Raw genomic sequence first — 18,693 nt, 5'->3', positions numbered from 1 at the left:
CTATGACCCCTTTGGTTTAATCAAATTCATATATTCATAGACATTACGTTCTGTCATTGTTCCCTTTATGACTTTGATTACCTTTCCTTCAGGATTAATTAAAAATGTAGTTGGCAGCGGCGTGATATCATATGCCTCTGTTACTTGACGATCTTTATCCATGGCAACAGGAAAGTTCACGCCATAGGCATCCATAAAATTCTTTACAGCAATATTCGATTCCCCGACATTCACCGCAACAATTTCCACACCGCGATCCTTGAACACTTTATACTGATTCGCCATATAAGGAAATTCTTGTTTACATGGACCACACCATGTACCCCAAAAATTAAGAAAGACCCCTTTTCCTTTTAAGTCCTTTAGTTCAATCCGCTCCCCATTCACTGATTGAAGGACAAAGTTAGGTGCAATTGAGCCTTCTTTGATTCGATCCTGTTTAGCAAATACTGAATTATACATTGTATAACATAGTGCAGCAAGCATCACGAGGAGAATGCCCGTCCTTATGAAAAATCGCCTTTTCTTCATCTGAAGTACCCCTTCCCCATAGACATTCAGGTAAATTATAGCATTCTCCTTCTTTTGATGCTTCTCCATTTTTTGAAGTTTATGTGAAAATTAGAAAGCACTTGTACCGTGATCAGCGATTGCTCTCAGACGCTTCACCTCGTGCGGCGACAATTCTCTGCGATCTCCTGGTCTCATCCCTTCGATATGAAGAAATGCGTATTGCTCTCTCTTAAGCTTTAAGACATCATGACCAATGGCTTCAAACATACGTCTCACTTGTCTGTTTCGCCCTTCATGAATGGTTAATTGGACGATGCACGTCTGCTTTCGTTTATCAATGGAAAGCATTTTGACACGAGCTGGCGCTGTTTTTTTATGATCTAAAAGAATGCCTCTTTCCAGCTTTCTGAGCAATTCTTTTGAAGGAATTCCTTTCAGCTTCGCTACATATGTTTTATCAATTTCATATTTAGGATGCATCAGCTTGTGAGCAAATTCCCCGTCATTTGTAATCAAAATCAAACCGCTCGTATCATAATCTAAGCGTCCAACCGGATAGAGTCGCTGCGGGACATCGTCAAAAAAGTCTGTCACAACTTTACGCCCTTTATCATCTTCTGCTGCAGAAATGACGCCGCGCGGTTTATAGAGCAAGAAATAGACAGGTTCTTCTCTTTCTAACTTTAATCCGTTGACTTCAATTTTATCTGAAGAGCCCACTTTTACGCCAAGCTCTGTCACCTTTTGACCATTTACGGTAACTCGTCCTTCTTTAATAAGTTCTTCAGCCTTTCGCCTAGATGCGACACCGGCATGTGCAATGACTTTCTGTAAACGTTCCATTTGTCTTTCACCTCATGTACTATCTTACTTTGTTGACTAGAAACAAACAAGCATTCGTGAAAAAATTAGCTTTTTGAATGCCTCATTTCAGCTAAAAAGTTGATGTCCATGCGACAAAAATTAAAAAAACGCCCTGTCAGGCGCCGCTAAATAATAAACTCACAATAACAATGGATGCAATAACCCCAATGAGGTCTGCTAAAAGCCCCACCTTAAGTGCATCACCCATTTTTTTAATTCCAACAGCTCCAAAATAAACTGTTAAAATGTAAAGGGTCGTGTCTGTTGATCCCTGCATGACGGCTGCAAGTTGACCTATAAAAGAATCGGGTCCATATGTAGCAATGAGATCTGATGTCATGCCAAGTGCTGCCGTTCCTGATATCGGCCGAATAAACGCCAGCGGAACTACCTCTGTTGGAAACCCAATCGCTGTAAACACAGGCTTTAACAGATCCATGACAAAATCAAGCGCACCTGAAGCACGAAAAATGGTTATCGCAACAAGCATTCCAACTAAATAAGGAATGATGGAGAACGCAATCTGAATTCCTTCTTTGCCGCCTTCAACAAACGTTTCATAAGTCGGTACTTTTTTAATCGTTCCTGCAATGAGAATTCCTGCAATGATCAGAGGAATCAAAGCAAGTGATAGCCAGTTAACAAAAGCCATATCATCCCCCCCGCCTACTTCTACGATAGTGGAAATAGCGATCAATGATAATCGCACCGATGCCGGAAATCAGCGTCGCCAAAATAGTCGGACCGACAATATCTGTCGGCTGATCTGCACCATATGTCATTCTAATGGCAATGACGGTTGTTGGCACAAGTGTAATGGATGACGTGTTGACAGCCAAAAACGTAATCATTGATCGACTCGCCTCATTTTTCCCTCCGTTTAATTTCTTCATTTGTTCCATGGCCTTAATTCCAAGCGGTGTGGCGGCATTACCGAGACCGAAGAAATTTGCCATCAGATTAGACAATATATACCCCATTGCTGGATGATTGGGCGGGATGTCTGGAAATAGCTTTGAAATAAACGGACGGCATAGTTTACTGAAAAAATTTAATAGACCCGCTTCCTCAGCAATTTTCATAAGCCCTAGCCAAAAAACGAGTACACTGATCAGTCCGATGGAAATCGTGACAGCTTCTTTAGAGCCCTTAAATACAGCTTCATTCACTTCCTGCATCGTTCCGTTAAACATGGCATATACAAGACCGATGACAGTTAGAAAAACCCAAATTAGATTGACCATGACGAACCGCCTACAGATGTCTGAAAGACAGATTTAAACATTTCTTGAAAGCTTTTTTGGGGCATTCGATTGCGTTTATTCTCATAATAAATAGGCACTTGTTCGATGACTTGATCATCTAACAAAAATGTCATTTTTCCGACAACATCTGGAATAGCAGAAGGTTTTTTCTCCCATTTCTTTTCAGGTGTGAGCATTTCGGTTTCAATTTTCACTAATTTTTTCTCATCTTCAGTTAATAAATAGTCCACATCACGCTTTATGAAAGCTTTTTTTTCGTAAAAAGTCCCTTTTAAAGAGGCAAGCCTTCCCTTCTTAGCAAGCAAATATGTTTTGTAGTGGTCAAATGCATATTCAAACATAGAAATGTGGTCATTCCAGTCATCCGGTGCATTGATGGTGACTGCGATTAATACAGCATCACCTTTTTCAGCGGTGGAAACAAGGGTTCGTTTTGCAAGTTTTGTATAACCCGTTTTCCCTCCTGTAGAATACGGATATAAACCTGTTAACAGCTTGTTTTTATTTTTCCAATAACCTTCCATTGTCTTTGCTTTATAAAAGGTTGTGCCGACAATTTTTTGATATTCTTTATGCTGCATTGCGTATTTTGTTAATATTGCCATATCATAGGCAGATGAATAGTGGTTTTTATGATCATCCAGTCCATGAGGATTTTGAAAATTCGTATTCTCCATTCCTAATTCAGAGGCTTTTTGATTCATCATAAAAATAAACCCTTCTAAACTGCCGCCAACATGTTCAGCAATGGCAACAGCTGCATCATTTCCAGAGCGCAGCATGAGTCCATAGGTAAGGTCTTCTAAACTCACCTTCTGCCCTTCCTTTAAATAAATCGATGAACCTTCTGCTTGAGTTGCACGTTTTGATACTTTGACGGTTTCTTTCATTTTTCCTGATTCTATCGCTAATACAGCAGTCATAATTTTTGTAATGCTGGCGACTCTTCTTTTTTCATGCTCGCCTTTTCCAAATAGAACTCTGCCTGATTGTCCATCTATTAAAATGGCGCTTCTCGCACTCACTGATAATGAGACTTCTGCTTGAGCATGTGAGGAAAATGGCAATAAAAGTGTAAATAGAAGAAGGACTGCTGTACCAATTTTTAAATAGGGCATGTTCATTCACGTCCTTGTCCGTTTTGTACAAGTGTATGCATGGCAGAAAAAGTTATGATGCTTCGTCCATAAAAAAACGCCTCTACGTATAGAGACGCTTTTCTTGCTTATACCATTTTCATTTGATGATGAGAAACCGTATATTCTAGCTCTTCTCTCATCATTAAAAAGTCTTTTTCTAATGATGAAAATAACTGCTTTAGACCGGCAGATACCTCATGGTGAAAAACAATACTGCTTTTCCCAGTATAAGCCGAACGGCTATCCTCATACCATGTATCCTTTTTCGGAGTAAAAAATTCTTCAATACACTGATGATAAATACGGTAAAGGATTTGCTGTGCGGCTTGCTGCGGGAATGTATGCTGTTGCCCCATTTTCTGGCAAACTGCTGCCGCATCTTCGCTATACACAGCGAGCTTCCGTAATGTACTCAATATGTCACAATAATAGGCTTCCGCTTCGGGGTTTAATCGTTTCAAGCTTGATAAGGTAGCTTCGTTCAGAAAAACATTCACTTCAGTTGCAACCTTTGATAAAAATACGCCTGCTTGATCAACTTGAGCCTTCACATTTAAATGTGCCATTTGTTTCGTGTTTACCTTCCCCTCATGGCTTTGTCACCATTTTATCTTTCATCAAAAGATTTTAGACCTAAAATCTTTTTTAATATTTTATCATACATATTTCCTTGTTTTGAACTACTTTATTTCTTCAAATGTTTGATTGAAGTTTTCAAAAAATAAATCGGCTTCTTCTTGTATACCATCTGCCTCAACATTCTCTGGAAGCGGCGGCAATTCATCAAGAGCCTTTAAGCCAAATTGCTCTAAAAAGGTAGGTGTCGTACCATATAGAATCGCTCGTCCCGGACCTTCTGCACGTCCAACCTCGCACAATAATGCTTTGGCTACTAAACTGTGAAGAACCCGTTCTGATTTGACGCCACGGATTTCCTCTACTTCAGCACGTGTAATCGGCTGTTTGTATGAGACAATCGCCAGCACCTCTAGTGCAGCTTGCGATAAACCTTTTGAAGGGGTTTCCACTAATCTTTTTAAGTAAACGCTGTATTCTTTTTTTGTGAGCAACATATATGAATCGGCATATTCAATGAGTTCAATACCTCGTTCTTTTTTTTGATACTCTTCTTTCACGAGAGACATCATGTTGAGTAATGCCGCCTCATCAACTTCAAGAACAGACATGAGCTGTTTCCTTGTTAAGCCTTCATCTCCTGCTGCATAAAGCAGCGCTTCTAAAATGGCTTTCCAATTCACGATATCAAGCGTCATGAATCGTTTCACTCCCTATAATATAGATGTCTTCAAAGTTCCCTTCTTGCTCTAACATAATTTGTTGGCTTTTCATCAGTTCGAGAACAGCAAGAAACGTCACGACAAGGTGTTCCTTTTGATCATGTTGGAAAAGTGTCATGAAATTGATTCGTTTTTTTGTTTTTCTTAAATGATTCATAATCTCATTCATTTTGTCTTCAATCGGAATTTCTTGTCTTGTAATCTTTGATGGTGTTGGTTTCGTTATTTTTTTTCGGTTTAATACCTTTTGGAACGCACCTAACATATCATACACCGTTACATGCAAATTTGTGTCCTTTGCATCAGCTTCTTTTGCAAATTCACTTAAATCGCTTGGCGGTTTCGTAAAGGCATTTTGCCGCTCTTCTTCACGTTCCTTTAATTGTTGCGCTGCATTTTTATACTTACGGTATTCAATCAATTTTCCAATCAGCTCTTCACGAGGGTCCTCTTCCTCTTCGAGTAGCTCTTCATCAAAAAGCTCTTCCTCTTGTTTAGGAAGAAGCATTCTGCTCTTAATACTTAGGAGGGTTGCTGCCATCACCAAATACTCACTTGCTACATCCAGCTCAAGTTCCCTCATCGTATGGACATATAATAAATACTGCTCCGTAATTTTAGCAACAGGAATATCATAAATATCTATTTCCAAACGGTTGATTAAATGTAAAAGCAAGTCCAATGGACCCTCAAACGAATCTATTTTCACTTGATATTCCAGCATTCTTTTCTCACCATTTCTACTGTCTTCTAAGTACCATTTTACCGGCTAACTTTTAGTATAAGACACCATCAAGCTCTCGTCCAATATAATTTCTGCCTCACTGCAATGGCTAAAACATAAAAAACAACGGAACCGCCCATACCAAAGTGAGCACGAATACATAGAATACAACTGTAATACGAACTGATGAAAAAGGAGGCCGTATCATTATGGGAGATGGCTATTACTTCGGCGGAGGATTTGCGCTTATTGTTGTGCTGTTCATCTTGCTGATCATCGTTGGCGCGGCTTGGGTTTATTAAAGAAACAGAGCGTCCTTTTGACACAAGGGGCGCTCTTTCTTCTTTTCTTTTCGGTGTGTTAGACTGATAGTGGAAAAGGAGATGACTGATGTGTACCCTGAACCGTATCTCGCATTTTTACACGAATTTCATACGACAAGAGATTATTTTGAATGTCATGAAATTCTTGAAGAATATTGGAAAGAAGATCCCCCAGAGCATCGCAAAGAATACTGGGTAGGGTTGATTCAGCTTGCTGTCGCTTTATATCACCAAAGACGAGGTAATGTAAAAGGAGCAAAACGGCTAATTTCAAACAGTCTTCACTTGTTATCAACTGAAAGAAAGGCATTAGCCAATCTTGGTCTAGATGATGATGCGTTCATCCTGCTCCTTAGGACACTTAAAAAGAAAATGGACGCAGAGATGCCCTATGAAAGTGTGATGCTCCCGATCAAGGATGAGGCACTTCTATCTTTATGCAGACAAATGGCGGAAAAAGAAGGTCTTCCCTTTGGACAGGAAAGTAACTTATCTCATACCTTTTTAATTGAAAAACATCGACTTCGTGATCGGTCGGATGTAATACTTGAACGGAAGAGACAATTAAAACGTAAAAAAAGCAGAGGGATTTGACCTCTGCTTTTATAAATGTGTGATATTTAGTTTGTTTCACTATGACACTTTTGAAAGAAGCCTTGCGTTAATTCATTTGGAATGAGTGATTTTGTTTTAAATATCTCTTCCACGGCTAATACCATTTCCTTGCCTATCCCTTGATCGCGATGGGATGGATTGACACTAATATGTTCAATTTGTACTTGGTCGTCTGTTTTTAACACACCAATTGCACCAACAATATCCTCGCCATCTTTCCAAAGGAAAAGCTGCCGCTTATCATCCGTTTCATACGACTTAATCGTCTGTTGAAGCTGTTTGACGTCTTTCTCACCTGGCATAAAGGACAGGAGTCCCATAGCAATTTTTTCAAAAGACTTCTTATAACGAATTAACATATATACCCCTCAGTATTGAAATTATCCTTTTTCCAGCAAATCTCCTTGTGAATCATTTGCTCATCACACATTATAAACATTTTCATGCAGTTTTTAAACTCTTTTTCACGAAATTAACGGAACGTTCGATTTAAATTGGCCATTTCAATAGCAGCAGCAGCCGATTCACTGCCTTTGTTTCCAGCTTTTGTGCCCGCTCTTTCAATGGCTTGTTCGATTGATTCTGTCGTCAAGACGCCAAAGATAATAGGAATGCCTGTTGACATGGCACTTTGAGCAATTCCTTTTGCTGCCTCATTGCAAACATAATCATAATGCGATGTCGCACCGCGGATCACAGTCCCAAGTGTGATGACAGCGTCATATTTTTTGGTCTCTGCTAGTTTTTTTGCCATATATGGGATTTCAAACGCACCTGGTACCCAAACAACATCGATATCATCACCGTTTGCTCCATGTCTAAGCAATGTATCTTCTGCTCCATCTAGCAGCTTGCTTGTTATAAAATCATTAAACCTCGCAACCACAATGGCAAATTTTAGTCCTTCTGCTACTACATGGCCTTGTATTGTATTCATATGATCCTCATCCTTTTTCTGTGATTTTTATTTTGTATCTAATAAAGTTGTTTGATTGTTTAAATGTTGTCGCAACGCCTCAATGGTCAGCATCTTTAAATCATGCTTTTTTTGTATGTTCATCAGCTCAGGGATACGCGCCATTGTACCATCTATATTCATAATTTCGCATATGACTCCAGCTGGCTCTGAACCAGCAAGCCTCGCCAAATCAACTGCCGCCTCTGTATGTCCTGGTCTTTCTAATACACCGCCATCTTTCGCAATAAGTGGAAACACGTGCCCAGGACGAGTAAATTCTCCTGGTTCTGCGTTTTTATTTAGCATCGCCAAAATGGTTGTCGAGCGTTCAAATGCACTAATACCAGTCGTTGTTGATGTATGGTCAATGCTCACCGTAAATGCTGTATGATGTGCATCTGTGTTCCGTGCCACCATTGGATGCAAGTGAAGGCGTTTTGCGATTGATGCATGTACTGGTGTACAAATGAGACCTCTGCCATATAAAGCCATAAAGTTAATGACCTCTGGCGTTGCGTGTTCGGCAAGTGCCACAAAGTCTCCTTCATTTTCTCTGTCTTCATCATCTACTACGATAATAATTTCTCCTTGTTTAAGTGCTTTTACTGCATCTTCAACAGAATGATACATACAATCGCCTCCTAAAATCCATGCTCTTTTAAAAATGATGGGGTCAATCGAGATGGCTGTTGATCGTGATGTCCTTTTGTTAAAAAACGATAAATATATTTCCCGATCATATCACACTCTACATTCACCAAATCGCCGATAGTTTTAGTCGGAAAAATTGTTCCTTCAAACGTATGTGGAATGATGGAGACTGTGACGTGTGAATCGCGCAAATCAAAAATCGTCAAGCTGACGCCATCTAATGCAATTGATCCCTTTTTAGTAAGCATGTCTGTGAGGGACTTGTCCATCTCTAAATCATAGTAAATGGCATTGCTATTCTTTTCTATTCGGGTAATCAAGGCGGTTCCATCAATGTGACCTGATACAAAATGACCGCCAAATCTTCCATTTGAGGACATGGCACGTTCTAGATTTACTTTACTGCCTAATTTGAGGTCACCAAGTGATGTGGCTTTGACCGTCTCAGGCATCACATCTGCCGTAAATTGCTCTTCTGAATAGCTTGTGACAGTAAGGCAAACGCCATTAATTGCAATACTGTCTCCAAGATGTACATCCTCTAGAATACGGCTACACTTGATGACCATTTTCATAGCATCAGCTGCTCTTTTGCTTAATGACTGGACTGTGCCAATTTCTTCAATAATACCCGTAAACATGTGATCCTCCCCTTCTTCATAAGTTGTATCGCTCACTTTGTTCAAAGCGATTGAGGGACATGTGATCGATTGAGCACCTTCGTCGCTTTTTATGATCAATACAATATGAGGGATCACCTAATAAACACTGCATGTCTTTTACATACAGAAAGCCCCGGAATGTTTTCCGGGGCTTTGTTTTTTTGCATCAGAAATAAAACTATGATTAACAAATATTTTTCAATCATAGCTTTCTTTATCCTTCTCCCATCCAGACTTTCACTGTCGGCTTCAGCTTTTCACTGAATCAACCGTTAATTAAATTAACGGGTCACGGGCTGTAAAGCATTCGCTTTATTACCGTCGGTCGGGATTTTCACCCTGCCCCGAAGGATACAATCGATATTCATCTGTCCTTAGGAGCTATTATAGCGATCCTTGTTGACAAATGCAACAATCAAGATTCCTTTACATTTCTATTAAAAAAGCCTCCTTATAGGAAAGGAGACGTGTTAATTAACGACTTTTACGACTTTTATAAGACCGTCTATTCTTTTTTCTTTACTAAAGTAGGCTTTAATGCGGTCACCTTTTTTCAAATCGGAGACATCGTCTTCAAACTTCTTCCCATTAAAAATGATTTTCGTGCCATTTTTCGCTTGACCATAATATTCATCACCATCAATTTTCGTAATGGTATACTCATAGATCGTGTAATCTTTATCGTTGTTTGTTAAGCTTTCGCCAATGGCTGTTGGCACATCTTCAATTTTCATGCCATTCATGTATAAATAGCTTGCACCTAAACAAAGCAGTAAAACAAATAAAATTGCAATTTTTAGTTTGATTTTCCCCATATTTAGCACCTCCACCATCTGCACTTCGCCTATTTGTATGTTTTATTCCTTATTTTGATGAAACAAAACCAAAAAAGCGCTGTATTTCATCAATGGTTATTCATAAAACGATTCAAACGTAACTTTGGTTTCCACCTTTTAATCAATACATATGATACGAATATGCGTTCTTTATTAAGGGGGTGTTTTTTTTGAATTTCTCCTGATAACGATTGTAAACCACTTAGTAGCTTAAAAGAGACTTTTTTTCTATATTCTTTTTTCAAGTGCAAACAAGTCTTCCTCTAATGCTTGTGCACGTTGAACCGCAATATCTCGACTATCGCGCACCCCCTGATTATAATAGTAGCTTCCAAGGTGATGTGTGATAAACGCTAATACTTGACCGGCTGCCACTTCTCCAATTTGTTCTTCACGCTCTTTTGCAAAAAAGCGTTGTATTTCATTGATCATTTGTCTTTTTTCTTCTGTTGAAAATGATTTCATACCGTCCACCAGCTTTCTCCACTATTTAGATCGGACAATCACTAAACCAATCGTGCGAATATACGTTCTATTATATCATATATAATGCTACTGCGCTGTATTTACCTTATAAAAAAACACCGCTAAATGCGGTGTCCCTTTCTTATTATGCATCTACAACTTCGACTTTTTCCATGCCTTGACCTTGTTCCATGTTAAGAACGGCCTCGATACCTGATGTTACCTTACCAAAAACAGTATGAACACCATCTAGATGCGGCTGTGGATCGTGTACGATAAAGAATTGGCTGCCGCCTGTGTCTTTACCTGCATGTGCCATCGATAATGAACCTCTTTCATGTTGATGAGGATTTCCTTCTGTTTCACATTTAATTGTGTAACCAGGACCTCCAGTTCCATTACCGTTCGGATCGCCTCCTTGGCTCACAAAACCTGGAATTACGCGGTGGAACTTCAACCCATCGTAAAAGCCTTCATTTGCTAGCTTTTCAAAGTTTGCTACTGTACCTGGAGCAGCTTCTGGGTAAAGTTCAAACTCAATTTTCTTTCCATTTGTCAGTTGTATGTATCCCTTTTTCGCCATTTTTCACAGTCTCCTTTCGGGTTAAACAACGCTCATTATAGCACATTTTCTATGAAGTGAAACATTCCTGCTTCATGATTCAATAGAATTTCTTGTTTACCTCTCTTTTCAACATTGATAGCATGTAAGAATCTTTTATACCTATTTTCAATACCTATCTTATATGCAGCTTGTGGCTCTCGCATATACAGGTCTAATGGCTTAGTTTTATATTGCGGTTCGTTTTGCATTCATTAGTACTGTATTATCCATTTGATTCGTAAAATGAAAAAAGATATCTCTTTGAAAAGAAATTGAAACGTAAAGGTATTTTATTACGTCTATATGATGGAGTACACAGGAAAACATGTGCTCAAAGTTCCGTTTCTCTTGAAAGAGGAACGCTTTCGACTTGAAGGAGGTCAACATGTTAAAAAAAACAATGCTTTGTATGATGGCAGCGCTCCTCTTACTAATTGGCGCGCCAAAAGTCAGCTTAGCAGATGCAGCAGTCGGCGATGTCATCGTCACACTCGGGCAAGACTTAACACCTGCTGATCGACAGAAGGTGCTTGACGAGTTGAATCCACCTGAAAATGCGACAAAAATTGAAGTAACTAATAAAGAAGAGCACGAATATTTAGGAAAATATATCCCTCGTTCTCAAATCGGCACTAGAGCGTTATCATCTTCATCCATCACGATTGAAAAGTCAGGTACTGGTCTTACTGTAGATACCCACAACATTAAGACGATTACAGATGAGATGTATTTAAATGCTTTAATGACAGCAGGTGTCAAAGACGCCAAAGTCGTCGTGACTGCCCCATTTGAAGTATCTGGTACAGCAGCGCTCACTGGTTTACTAAAAGCTTATGAAGTATCGAGCGATAAAGCCATTCCAGAAGATGTCAAGCAAGTGGCGAACGAAGAGCTTGTCACAACATCTAAATTAGGTGATTCAATTGGGAAAGACAATGCATCTGCCCTTATTGCAAAAATTAAAGATGATATTGCCAAAAACGGTGTCCCTAAAACAACAAAAGAAGTGGAAGAAAAAGTGGATAAAGCCGCTTCCGATCTGAACTTAAGTTTGACGCAAGAACAAAAGGATCAGCTTGTCTCTCTTTTCGATAAAATGAAGAACATCAATATTGATTGGAAAGAAGTCGGATCTCAAATCGACAAAGCGAAAGACAAGATAACGAACTTCATAGAGTCTGATGAAGGCAAAAACATATTACAAAAGATTTGGGATTTCTTTGTCTCCATTTGGAATGCGGTTGTTTCTGTTTTTACTGGTGGAAAATAAACCATCCGAATGAGTTTTTTTACGTCAACCTCTATTAAAAAGCATGTAGAATCTAAAGATTCTACATGCTTTTTTAAGTTGATGACTTCACTTTTGATTGATAAGGTAAATCAAGTTTCACGATGTCCTCATATGTCTCTCGCTCGACAACGAGCTGTGCTTCCCCATCTTCTACAAACACAACAGCCGGGCGCGGGATGCGGTTATAGTTGTTTGACATACTGTATCCGTAAGCTCCTGTACAAAAGACAGCTAATAAATCTCCTTGTGATAACTCTGGCAGGTCGATATCCCAAATGAGCATATCTCCACTCTCGCAGCATTTACCTGCAATAGAGACTGTTTGATCATGCTTATGATTCATTTTATTGGCGCTTGCCGCTTCATATTTCGCTTGGTATAAAGCTGGACGAATGTTATCGCTCATCCCTCCGTCAACTGCTACATAATCACGAATACCAGGTACATGTTTTGACGACCCGATTGTATATAGAGTCGTTCCTGCATCTCCAACAAGAGAGCGACCTGGTTCGATCCAAATTTCTGGCATAACGAATTGGTAACGAGCGACGTTCTCTTTTACTGCTTGAATAATTTTTTCAACATATTCAGTTGCAGGTAGCGGTTCATCATCAGCTGTATAGCGTATACCAAAGCCCCCGCCTAAATTTAACACAGTTGGGATAAAGCCAAATGATTCTCTCCATTCATTTAGTTTCATAAAGATTTTATCCGTTGCTAGTACGAAACCAGCTGTATCAAAAATTTGTGAGCCAATATGGCAATGGACACCTAATAGTTCAATCACTTCTGATCCAAGGGCTTGTTTCAAAGCTTCTTCTGCTTGTCCGTTATGAAGATCAAAACCAAATTTTGAATCTTCCTGCCCTGTTGTAATGTAATCATGGGTATGTGCTTCTACACCTGGTGTGATTCGGAGCAGAACCTTCACTTTTTTTGATTGCTCTTGACTAAGTTGTTCAATCATCTTCAATTCATAGAAGTTATCTACCACAATGCAGCCGATGCCGTACTCTAAGGCCATCTTCAGTTCTTCTCTACTTTTGTTATTGCCATGGAAATGAATTTTATCTGATGGAAACCCAGCACAAATGGCTGTATGTAGCTCCCCACCTGATACGACATCAAGCGATAAACCTTCTTCCTTGACAAGCTGAAACATTGCAATAGAAGAAAAAGCTTTACTTGCATAAGCTACTTGCGCTTTTAATTCTTCTTCTTTAAAAGCTTTCTGAAAGTTTTTTGCGCGCTCTCGTATTAAAGCCACATCATATACATAAAGTGGTGTCCCATACGTTTCAGCTAAAGAAACGGCATCAACACCACCAATTTCTAAATGACCGAGTTCATTTTGTCTGCAAGTGCCGTGTAAATACAATGTCATTCCCTCTTTCTCCGCCTCGGCTAAAAAAAGACAGCTACGTTAGCTGCCTTTTGGCCGTTTCTCAAAGTTAAAAATACAATATCACAATCTTCAGCCAGTTTCAATTGGACTTAAGAATTTGGGGGAATTTTTGATCTGTTTTGAGGGTGGACGATGCTTGGCCTTACTTTAGAGCCAGGTACGGACGTCCGGATGAGCACTTGCCATAAAGCCTTCCCATTAAATGGAATGAACGGCCACATATATGGCGTTTGTAATGAGCGAATGGATGTTAAATAAATGATTAACAAGGTAAAACCAATGATCAGCCCATTCAGCTTAAAGATTGACACAAGCGCCAATATAAGCAACCGAGCCATTTTATTGGCAACACTTAATTCATAGCTCGGGGTTGTAAACGTTCCAATCGCTGCAAGTGAGACGTACAAAATGACCTCAGGGGTAAACAAGCCTACATCAATGGCAATCTGTCCAATTAAAACGGCTGCAATCAAACCCATGGCCGTAGACAATGCCGTTGGCGTATGAATGGCTGCCATTCTTAAGAACTCTACCCCAAAATCAGCAAGGAATACTTGAAAAATGACAGGGATATGTGATGGTTTGTTAAAACCAATATAACTAAGATTGTCAGGCAACAGATTTGGCTCTAGGATAAAGAGAAACCAAATCGGTAAGAGAATGGTAGAACATAATATCCCTAAAAATCGAACCCACCTTAAAAAAGTACCTACCGCCGGCGTCTGCCTATATTCCTCTGCATGCTGAACGTGGTGAAAAATAGTGGTAGGTGTAATGATGACACTAGGTGAGGTATCTGTGATGATGATGACATGTCCTTCTAAAATATGGTTTGCTGCCACATCTGCCCGTTCGGTATATCTCACAAGCGGAAAGGGATTATACCCTTGCTTTACCAAAAATTCTTCAATCGTTTTATCAGACATTGTCAGACCATCTACTTTAATACTTGTTATTTCTTTTTCGACAATGTCTACAAGATCTGGATCTGCAATATCTTCGATGTAACAAACACATACATCTGCCTTTGAACGTTCGCCGACTTTAAGCATTTTATAACGTAATTTTTCATCACGAACTCTTCTTCGAATGAGTGCTGTATTCATAATAATGTTTTCAACAAATCCGTCTCTTGCTCCTCTGACGACCTTTTCTGTGTCCGGTTCTTCTGGCATTCTGCCAGGATAGTTCCTGACGTCAACGATAAATGCGTAATTTTCTCCTTCTACGATAACTGCTACAAGACCTGAAAGCACTTGGTCTACTGCTTCATCTAAGGTTTCAACTTTTGAAACTTGCTGATTGACAAGGCGGTTTTCTACAATACGTGCAATGTCATCTGATTCAGGTTCGTTGTCATTGATTTCAACCAGTTCTTTCAATAAATAGATGACATATTGTGTATCGCACAAACCGTTTACATAGTAAAGTTGGATTTCTTGATCCTGTATATATATTTTCCGAACGCCAAGATCAAAGCTGATCCCCATCCCCACATTTTCCTTGAAGTAATCTTCATTTTTCTTTGGGTCTCGGAACACGTTTACCTTGTTTTTCTTCATGGAAACCGCTCCTTTCTAATATTAATTCGACTGCCTTCATGGTGATTGGAGATCCTTTGCTTAGATCATCTTTCCGGCCCATCTTACCAATGTCTCCAATCCCGACAACAAACGGGATGTTGAGTGAATCGAGACAATACACCGTATCCCCGTTCATTTTATGAAGCTCTAATTCTGGAAGTCCGTGTTTGTCTACACCGTATTCCGTCAGTTCACCTTCTCGATCAATAGAGACATCCACCTTTGTCCATTCTGCTTGATGAGTCTTGGAAGCAACGGCAATTGCTCCGATCACTTCGATTTCAGGATGATGCGCAACATATTTCATCGCTGCTTCCCCTGTTCCTTCACCTGTTAGACCAGAATCATCAAACATGACAAACACTGGATCATACGGCGTCTTTAATATCATGTCTACAAGCTCAGCACCTGTTCGTTTACTCGGATTCCCTTTTGAGCTTGATATACATCTTCCGCCAAAGGTTTGTGCGGCAAGCTCAATGGTTTTGGCAGCATATATATCTCCGTCTGTGACTAAAATGACTTTTCGTTTTTGCCTCATATCAGGTTATCCTTTCGGTTTAAATATGAGTGCGATAATAAATGAGAATAAGATCGCAGCTGATATTCCAGCAGAGGTTAATTCGAAAATTCCCATCCCAATTCCAATAAACCCATGAATATCCGCTTGATGCATGGCACCATGTAGCAAACTATGACCAAAACTGACGATAGGCACCGTTGCGCCTGCTCCTGCGAATTTAATAAATTTGTCATAAATGCCGAACCCGTCTAAAATGGTCCCAGCGACGACAAAGGTGGTCATGACATGTGCGGGCGTTAATTTCATTACATCCAATAAAAGCTGCCCGATGACACAAATGAGACCGCCTGCGACAAATGCGATAAGATAATCCATTAGTTTTCCCCTCCTGCACGCTCAAATACGACGCCATGTGCAATGGTTGGAATGGTCTCTTTTTGCTGAACCATCATTGGACTAAGCAGTGCACCTGTTGCCACAACTAAAACCCTCTTTAATTTCCCTGCTTTCATTTCATTAAAAATGTGACTAAAGGTAACAACGGCTGAACAGGCACATCCACTGCCGCCAGCAAACACATTTTGATCTGGTGTATAAATGATTAAGCCGCAATCATCGTGTTTTTTGCCGAGCTGAATGCCTTGTTCTTTTAATAAATCCTTTAAGATCGGTGAACCAATACACGATAAGTCACCGGTTAAAATAAGATCGTAATCTTCAACAGATCTCCCTAAATCTTCCAAGTGCTGTTTGATGGTGTCTGCCGCTGCCGGAGCCATTGCGGAACCCATGTCAAATGGGTCTGTGATGCCAAGATCCATTACACGTCCAACTGTAGCACTTGTAATTTGAATTTGAGATGGCGTTTTGCTAATAATAACGGCTCCGCTCCCAGTCACTGTACTTGTCGCTGTATCTGGTTTTTGCCCGCCGTATTCCGTTGGATTTCGAAATTGGCGCTCTGCCGTCGCATTATGACTGCTTGTGGCGGCAATGGCTCTTTTCGCAAACCCTCCGTCTATTAATGCTGAGGCAATGGCGATAGATTCCATTGAAGTGGAGCAAGCGCCAAATAAACAAAGAAAAGGGATCTTTAACTCTCTTGCCACATAGTTTGCTGTAACATTTTGATTCAGTAAATCTCCTGCTAAAAGAAGATCAATATCACTTTTTTGCAAATCGGCTTTTGCTAAAGCAGTTGATATCGCATCATCCATAAGCTGTCTTTCTGCCATTTCCCAGTTTTTTTGATGACAATGCATTTCATCGTATGTCTTATCTATCAGATGACCAATCGGACCTGCTTTTTCTTTCGGTCCGGCAGCCGTTCCTTCTGCATTGACATAGAGTTTATGTTCAAATACCCAAGATTGTTTTCCTGTTAATTTCACGTTTCATCCCTCCTACGAAAACATCTTTTCCAAGAAGTATCGAATGATTCCTACTACGTATGCGGAGACAACGCCAAAGACAATGACGTTTCCGGCTAGTTTAAACATGTTTGTGGCAACACCTAAAACAAGCCCTTCACTTTTATGTTCAAGGGCAGCACTTGTCATGCTGTTTGCAAAGCCAGTGACCGGAACAGCAGATCCCGCTCCAGCAAACTGACCAATTTTATCGTAAATCCCGATACCTGTTAAAATGGAAGAGATTAAAATGAGTGTAGCCACAGTCGGATTCCCTGCCGTCTTTTCATTAAAGTCAAAAAAGTGAATATAAAAGTGTTGCAGTCCCTCGCCTATGGTACAAATCAAGCCGCCAACGAGAAAAGCCTTTATGCAGTTGAGTACATAAGGAGGTTTAGGATGATACGTTTTCACTTTAGATGGATAGTTCTCTTTTAAACTTGACACGTGTTGTTCCCTCCAAATTTTCTAAATATAAATAAGCCAATGAAAAAGTGAACCGAATACTTTTCCTAAGACGATGGCCATGAGCAGCAAAACAATTTTCCCTTCCATTCCAATTCTTTTCGTTAAGATAGGAAGTACATTTAGTACTTCAGTCAAAGCTGCTGCGAGCATACCAACAAAGATGCCAGATAAAAGACCGATAGGAAGCGTCAGCCATTTAGATAAATGCAAATGCATTTGACTTAAGGTGGCCCAGCCGCCAACGACAGCACCGCTTATGACAGCTGCTTCATAGCCTTGTATGAATCGATGCGTTTTGGTCAATTGCATTAAACGAGGTATGATGCCTAGCACTGTCAAAAATGCCACAAATCCTGCACCTACTGTTAAACCGCCGCCAAGTCCAACGAGCACAATAAAAAGACATTTACCGATCATGAATATCTTTCAGTGTTTCTTTGTTTTCGTTAAGTGCGACATAATGATCAAGATCGAGCTGATATTTAAACATCTCTACTTCAAGCGGACTCGGTTCTTCATTTAATCGCTTTTTAAACACATGATTGAAAAATAAAATCATGCCAAAACCTAATCCAAAGCTATATGGAATTTGTAATAAATAAGGGTGCTCAACCGTCTTTCCAGTGATCATTTCATATAGGCGAATATGGACTAAACGCATGCTGACATCCTCATGAAAATTCATAATGGCAAGTGCTGCACCAACAAATAAAAGGAGCCATACAAACACAAATAAAACGGGGGAGAGCTGGCGCTTGCCTGTATCAATTTCAACAATAGCTTCAGAGCTTCCAACGGTTTGGATGTCGATATCTGGCCACGTTTTTTTGATCATTTTGACAACATGCATAATATCAAGAACCACAATGTGACGATCCTTTTTGCTGACATGATACATCGGCATTTTTCTAAGTTTTTGTACAGCCAACTCATCACCAGTTATTTGAGCGATATCCTCTAAATAAATGAGCTGATCATTTCCAGTCTTGATTCGATGACGCAGCCGAATAAATACTTGTCCATCCATCCAAGTCACTTCCTATACGATGGGTTAAAAATAGTATGTGGTGAAAAATGGTTCTCATACTGAAAGATCT

At 39.8% G+C, this 18,693-nt stretch carries 25 protein-coding genes, 1 pseudogene and 1 riboswitch; of the genes and pseudogenes, 3 read left to right on the top strand and 23 right to left on the bottom strand.

The window, feature by feature from the left end:
* The 8 genes from resA to ACIQCE_RS10140 all read right to left on the bottom strand — a co-directional run bounded on the left by resA (position 1) and on the right by ACIQCE_RS10140 (position 5,803).
* Positions 1-531, bottom strand: a complete 531-nt coding sequence (gene resA, locus ACIQCE_RS10175) for a thiol-disulfide oxidoreductase ResA (protein ID WP_400494762.1) — start codon at positions 529-531, stop codon at positions 1-3.
* Positions 532-621: 90 nt separating this feature from the next.
* On the bottom strand, positions 622-1,356 hold the full coding sequence (gene rluB, locus ACIQCE_RS10170; protein WP_353855375.1) for a 23S rRNA pseudouridine(2605) synthase RluB: 735 nt from the start codon (positions 1,354-1,356) through the stop codon (positions 622-624).
* A gap of 136 nt (positions 1,357-1,492) precedes the next feature.
* Positions 1,493-2,029, bottom strand: coding sequence for a spore maturation protein (locus ACIQCE_RS10165; RefSeq protein ID WP_400494760.1), 537 nt, complete (start codon positions 2,027-2,029; stop codon positions 1,493-1,495).
* Position 2,030: 1 nt separating this feature from the next.
* Entirely contained in the window at positions 2,031-2,621 is a 591-nt protein-coding gene (locus ACIQCE_RS10160) for a nucleoside recognition domain-containing protein (protein WP_353855373.1), read from the bottom strand.
* On the bottom strand, positions 2,609-3,760 hold the full coding sequence (locus ACIQCE_RS10155; RefSeq protein WP_400494757.1) for a D-alanyl-D-alanine carboxypeptidase family protein: 1,152 nt from the start codon (positions 3,758-3,760) through the stop codon (positions 2,609-2,611). Before ACIQCE_RS10155 ends, ACIQCE_RS10160 begins: the two co-directional genes overlap by 13 nt.
* A 107-nt stretch (positions 3,761-3,867) precedes the next feature.
* Complete coding sequence (locus tag ACIQCE_RS10150) at positions 3,868-4,347, bottom strand: YpuI family protein (RefSeq protein WP_400494755.1); 480 nt, start codon at positions 4,345-4,347, stop codon at positions 3,868-3,870.
* 114 nt (positions 4,348-4,461) lie between these two features.
* Entirely contained in the window at positions 4,462-5,055 is a 594-nt protein-coding gene (scpB, locus tag ACIQCE_RS10145; protein WP_400494753.1) for an SMC-Scp complex subunit ScpB, read from the bottom strand.
* Positions 5,045-5,803, bottom strand: coding sequence for a segregation/condensation protein A (locus ACIQCE_RS10140; RefSeq protein WP_353855369.1), 759 nt, complete (start codon positions 5,801-5,803; stop codon positions 5,045-5,047). Before ACIQCE_RS10140 ends, scpB begins: the two co-directional genes overlap by 11 nt.
* 209 nt (positions 5,804-6,012) lie before the next feature.
* Between ACIQCE_RS10140 and ACIQCE_RS10135 the strand changes: the two genes are divergently transcribed.
* Both ACIQCE_RS10135 and ACIQCE_RS10130 read left to right on the top strand, forming a co-directional pair.
* Positions 6,013-6,105, top strand: a complete 93-nt coding sequence (locus ACIQCE_RS10135) for a YjcZ family sporulation protein (RefSeq protein ID WP_008359694.1) — start codon at positions 6,013-6,015, stop codon at positions 6,103-6,105.
* 90 nt (positions 6,106-6,195) lie between these two features.
* Entirely contained in the window at positions 6,196-6,720 is a 525-nt protein-coding gene (locus ACIQCE_RS10130; RefSeq protein WP_400494750.1) for a DUF309 domain-containing protein, read from the top strand.
* 26 nt (positions 6,721-6,746) lie between these two features.
* Here ACIQCE_RS10130 and ACIQCE_RS10125 read toward each other — a convergent pair whose 3' ends face one another.
* From ACIQCE_RS10125 to ACIQCE_RS10095, 7 genes and pseudogenes are all read right to left on the bottom strand, one after another.
* Positions 6,747-7,100 (bottom strand): GNAT family N-acetyltransferase, encoded by a 354-nt coding sequence (locus tag ACIQCE_RS10125; protein ID WP_353855367.1) that lies wholly within the window; start codon positions 7,098-7,100, stop codon positions 6,747-6,749.
* Positions 7,101-7,213: 113 nt separating this feature from the next.
* A complete protein-coding gene (gene ribH, locus ACIQCE_RS10120) occupies positions 7,214-7,678 on the bottom strand; it encodes a 6,7-dimethyl-8-ribityllumazine synthase (protein WP_400494748.1) in 465 nt (154 codons plus the stop codon).
* A 36-nt stretch (positions 7,679-7,714) separates the two neighbouring features.
* Positions 7,715-8,329: pseudogene (gene ribB, locus ACIQCE_RS10115) on the bottom strand (3,4-dihydroxy-2-butanone-4-phosphate synthase); the annotation flags it as partial.
* An 11-nt stretch (positions 8,330-8,340) separates the two neighbouring features.
* Positions 8,341-8,991: a riboflavin synthase gene (gene ribE, locus ACIQCE_RS10110; protein WP_400494746.1), complete on the bottom strand. Its 651-nt coding sequence runs from the start codon at positions 8,989-8,991 to the stop codon at positions 8,341-8,343.
* Between the two features lie 234 nt (positions 8,992-9,225).
* A riboswitch (FMN riboswitch) is annotated at positions 9,226-9,368 on the bottom strand.
* Positions 9,369-9,482: 114 nt separating this feature from the next.
* Complete coding sequence (locus ACIQCE_RS10105) at positions 9,483-9,827, bottom strand: hypothetical protein (protein ID WP_353855364.1); 345 nt, start codon at positions 9,825-9,827, stop codon at positions 9,483-9,485.
* 249 nt (positions 9,828-10,076) lie between these two features.
* Positions 10,077-10,313, bottom strand: coding sequence for a DUF2164 domain-containing protein (locus ACIQCE_RS10100; RefSeq protein WP_353856522.1), 237 nt, complete (start codon positions 10,311-10,313; stop codon positions 10,077-10,079).
* 145 nt (positions 10,314-10,458) lie between these two features.
* Complete coding sequence (locus tag ACIQCE_RS10095; protein WP_400494743.1) at positions 10,459-10,896, bottom strand: peptidylprolyl isomerase; 438 nt, start codon at positions 10,894-10,896, stop codon at positions 10,459-10,461.
* 406 nt (positions 10,897-11,302) lie between these two features.
* On the opposite strand from ACIQCE_RS10095, the gene ACIQCE_RS10090 reads away from it, so the two are divergent.
* The gene (locus ACIQCE_RS10090) at positions 11,303-12,187 is read left to right on the top strand and encodes a DUF1002 domain-containing protein (RefSeq protein WP_400494741.1); all 885 of its coding nucleotides are present in this window, start codon (positions 11,303-11,305) and stop codon (positions 12,185-12,187) included.
* A gap of 73 nt (positions 12,188-12,260) precedes the next feature.
* On the opposite strand, the gene lysA is transcribed toward ACIQCE_RS10090, so the two are convergent.
* From lysA to ACIQCE_RS10050, 8 genes are all read right to left on the bottom strand, one after another.
* A complete protein-coding gene (gene lysA, locus ACIQCE_RS10085; protein ID WP_400494990.1) occupies positions 12,261-13,586 on the bottom strand; it encodes a diaminopimelate decarboxylase in 1,326 nt (441 codons plus the stop codon).
* Positions 13,587-13,702: 116 nt separating this feature from the next.
* Positions 13,703-15,175, bottom strand: a complete 1,473-nt coding sequence (locus ACIQCE_RS10080; RefSeq protein ID WP_400494739.1) for a spore germination protein — start codon at positions 15,173-15,175, stop codon at positions 13,703-13,705.
* A complete protein-coding gene (gene spoVAEA / locus ACIQCE_RS10075) occupies positions 15,129-15,737 on the bottom strand; it encodes a stage V sporulation protein SpoVABEA (protein ID WP_400494737.1) in 609 nt (202 codons plus the stop codon). Before spoVAEA ends, ACIQCE_RS10080 begins: the two co-directional genes overlap by 47 nt.
* Before the next feature lie 6 nt (positions 15,738-15,743).
* Positions 15,744-16,094: a stage V sporulation protein AE gene (gene spoVAE, locus ACIQCE_RS10070; RefSeq protein WP_353855358.1), complete on the bottom strand. Its 351-nt coding sequence runs from the start codon at positions 16,092-16,094 to the stop codon at positions 15,744-15,746.
* Positions 16,094-17,110 carry a stage V sporulation protein AD gene (gene spoVAD, locus ACIQCE_RS10065; RefSeq protein WP_400494734.1) on the bottom strand — a complete coding sequence of 339 codons (1,017 nt, stop codon included), beginning with the start codon at positions 17,108-17,110 and terminating at the stop codon, positions 16,094-16,096. The genes spoVAE and spoVAD overlap by 1 nt, the downstream gene beginning before the upstream one ends.
* Before the next feature lie 12 nt (positions 17,111-17,122).
* Complete coding sequence (gene spoVAC / locus ACIQCE_RS10060) at positions 17,123-17,575, bottom strand: stage V sporulation protein AC (protein ID WP_400494732.1); 453 nt, start codon at positions 17,573-17,575, stop codon at positions 17,123-17,125.
* Between the two features lie 21 nt (positions 17,576-17,596).
* Complete coding sequence (locus ACIQCE_RS10055; RefSeq protein ID WP_353855355.1) at positions 17,597-18,013, bottom strand: stage V sporulation protein AB; 417 nt, start codon at positions 18,011-18,013, stop codon at positions 17,597-17,599.
* A complete protein-coding gene (locus ACIQCE_RS10050) occupies positions 18,003-18,623 on the bottom strand; it encodes a stage V sporulation protein AA (RefSeq protein ID WP_400494730.1) in 621 nt (206 codons plus the stop codon). Before ACIQCE_RS10050 ends, ACIQCE_RS10055 begins: the two co-directional genes overlap by 11 nt.
* Between the last annotated feature and the right edge of the window lie 70 nt (positions 18,624-18,693).

Source organism: Bacillus sp. NPDC093026 (assembly GCF_044754665.1).
Classification (GTDB): Bacteria; Bacillota; Bacilli; order Bacillales; family Bacillaceae; genus Bacillus; species Bacillus maqinnsis.
Note: the sequence above shows the minus strand (reverse complement) of the source record. Positions and strands in the feature narration are given on the sequence as shown.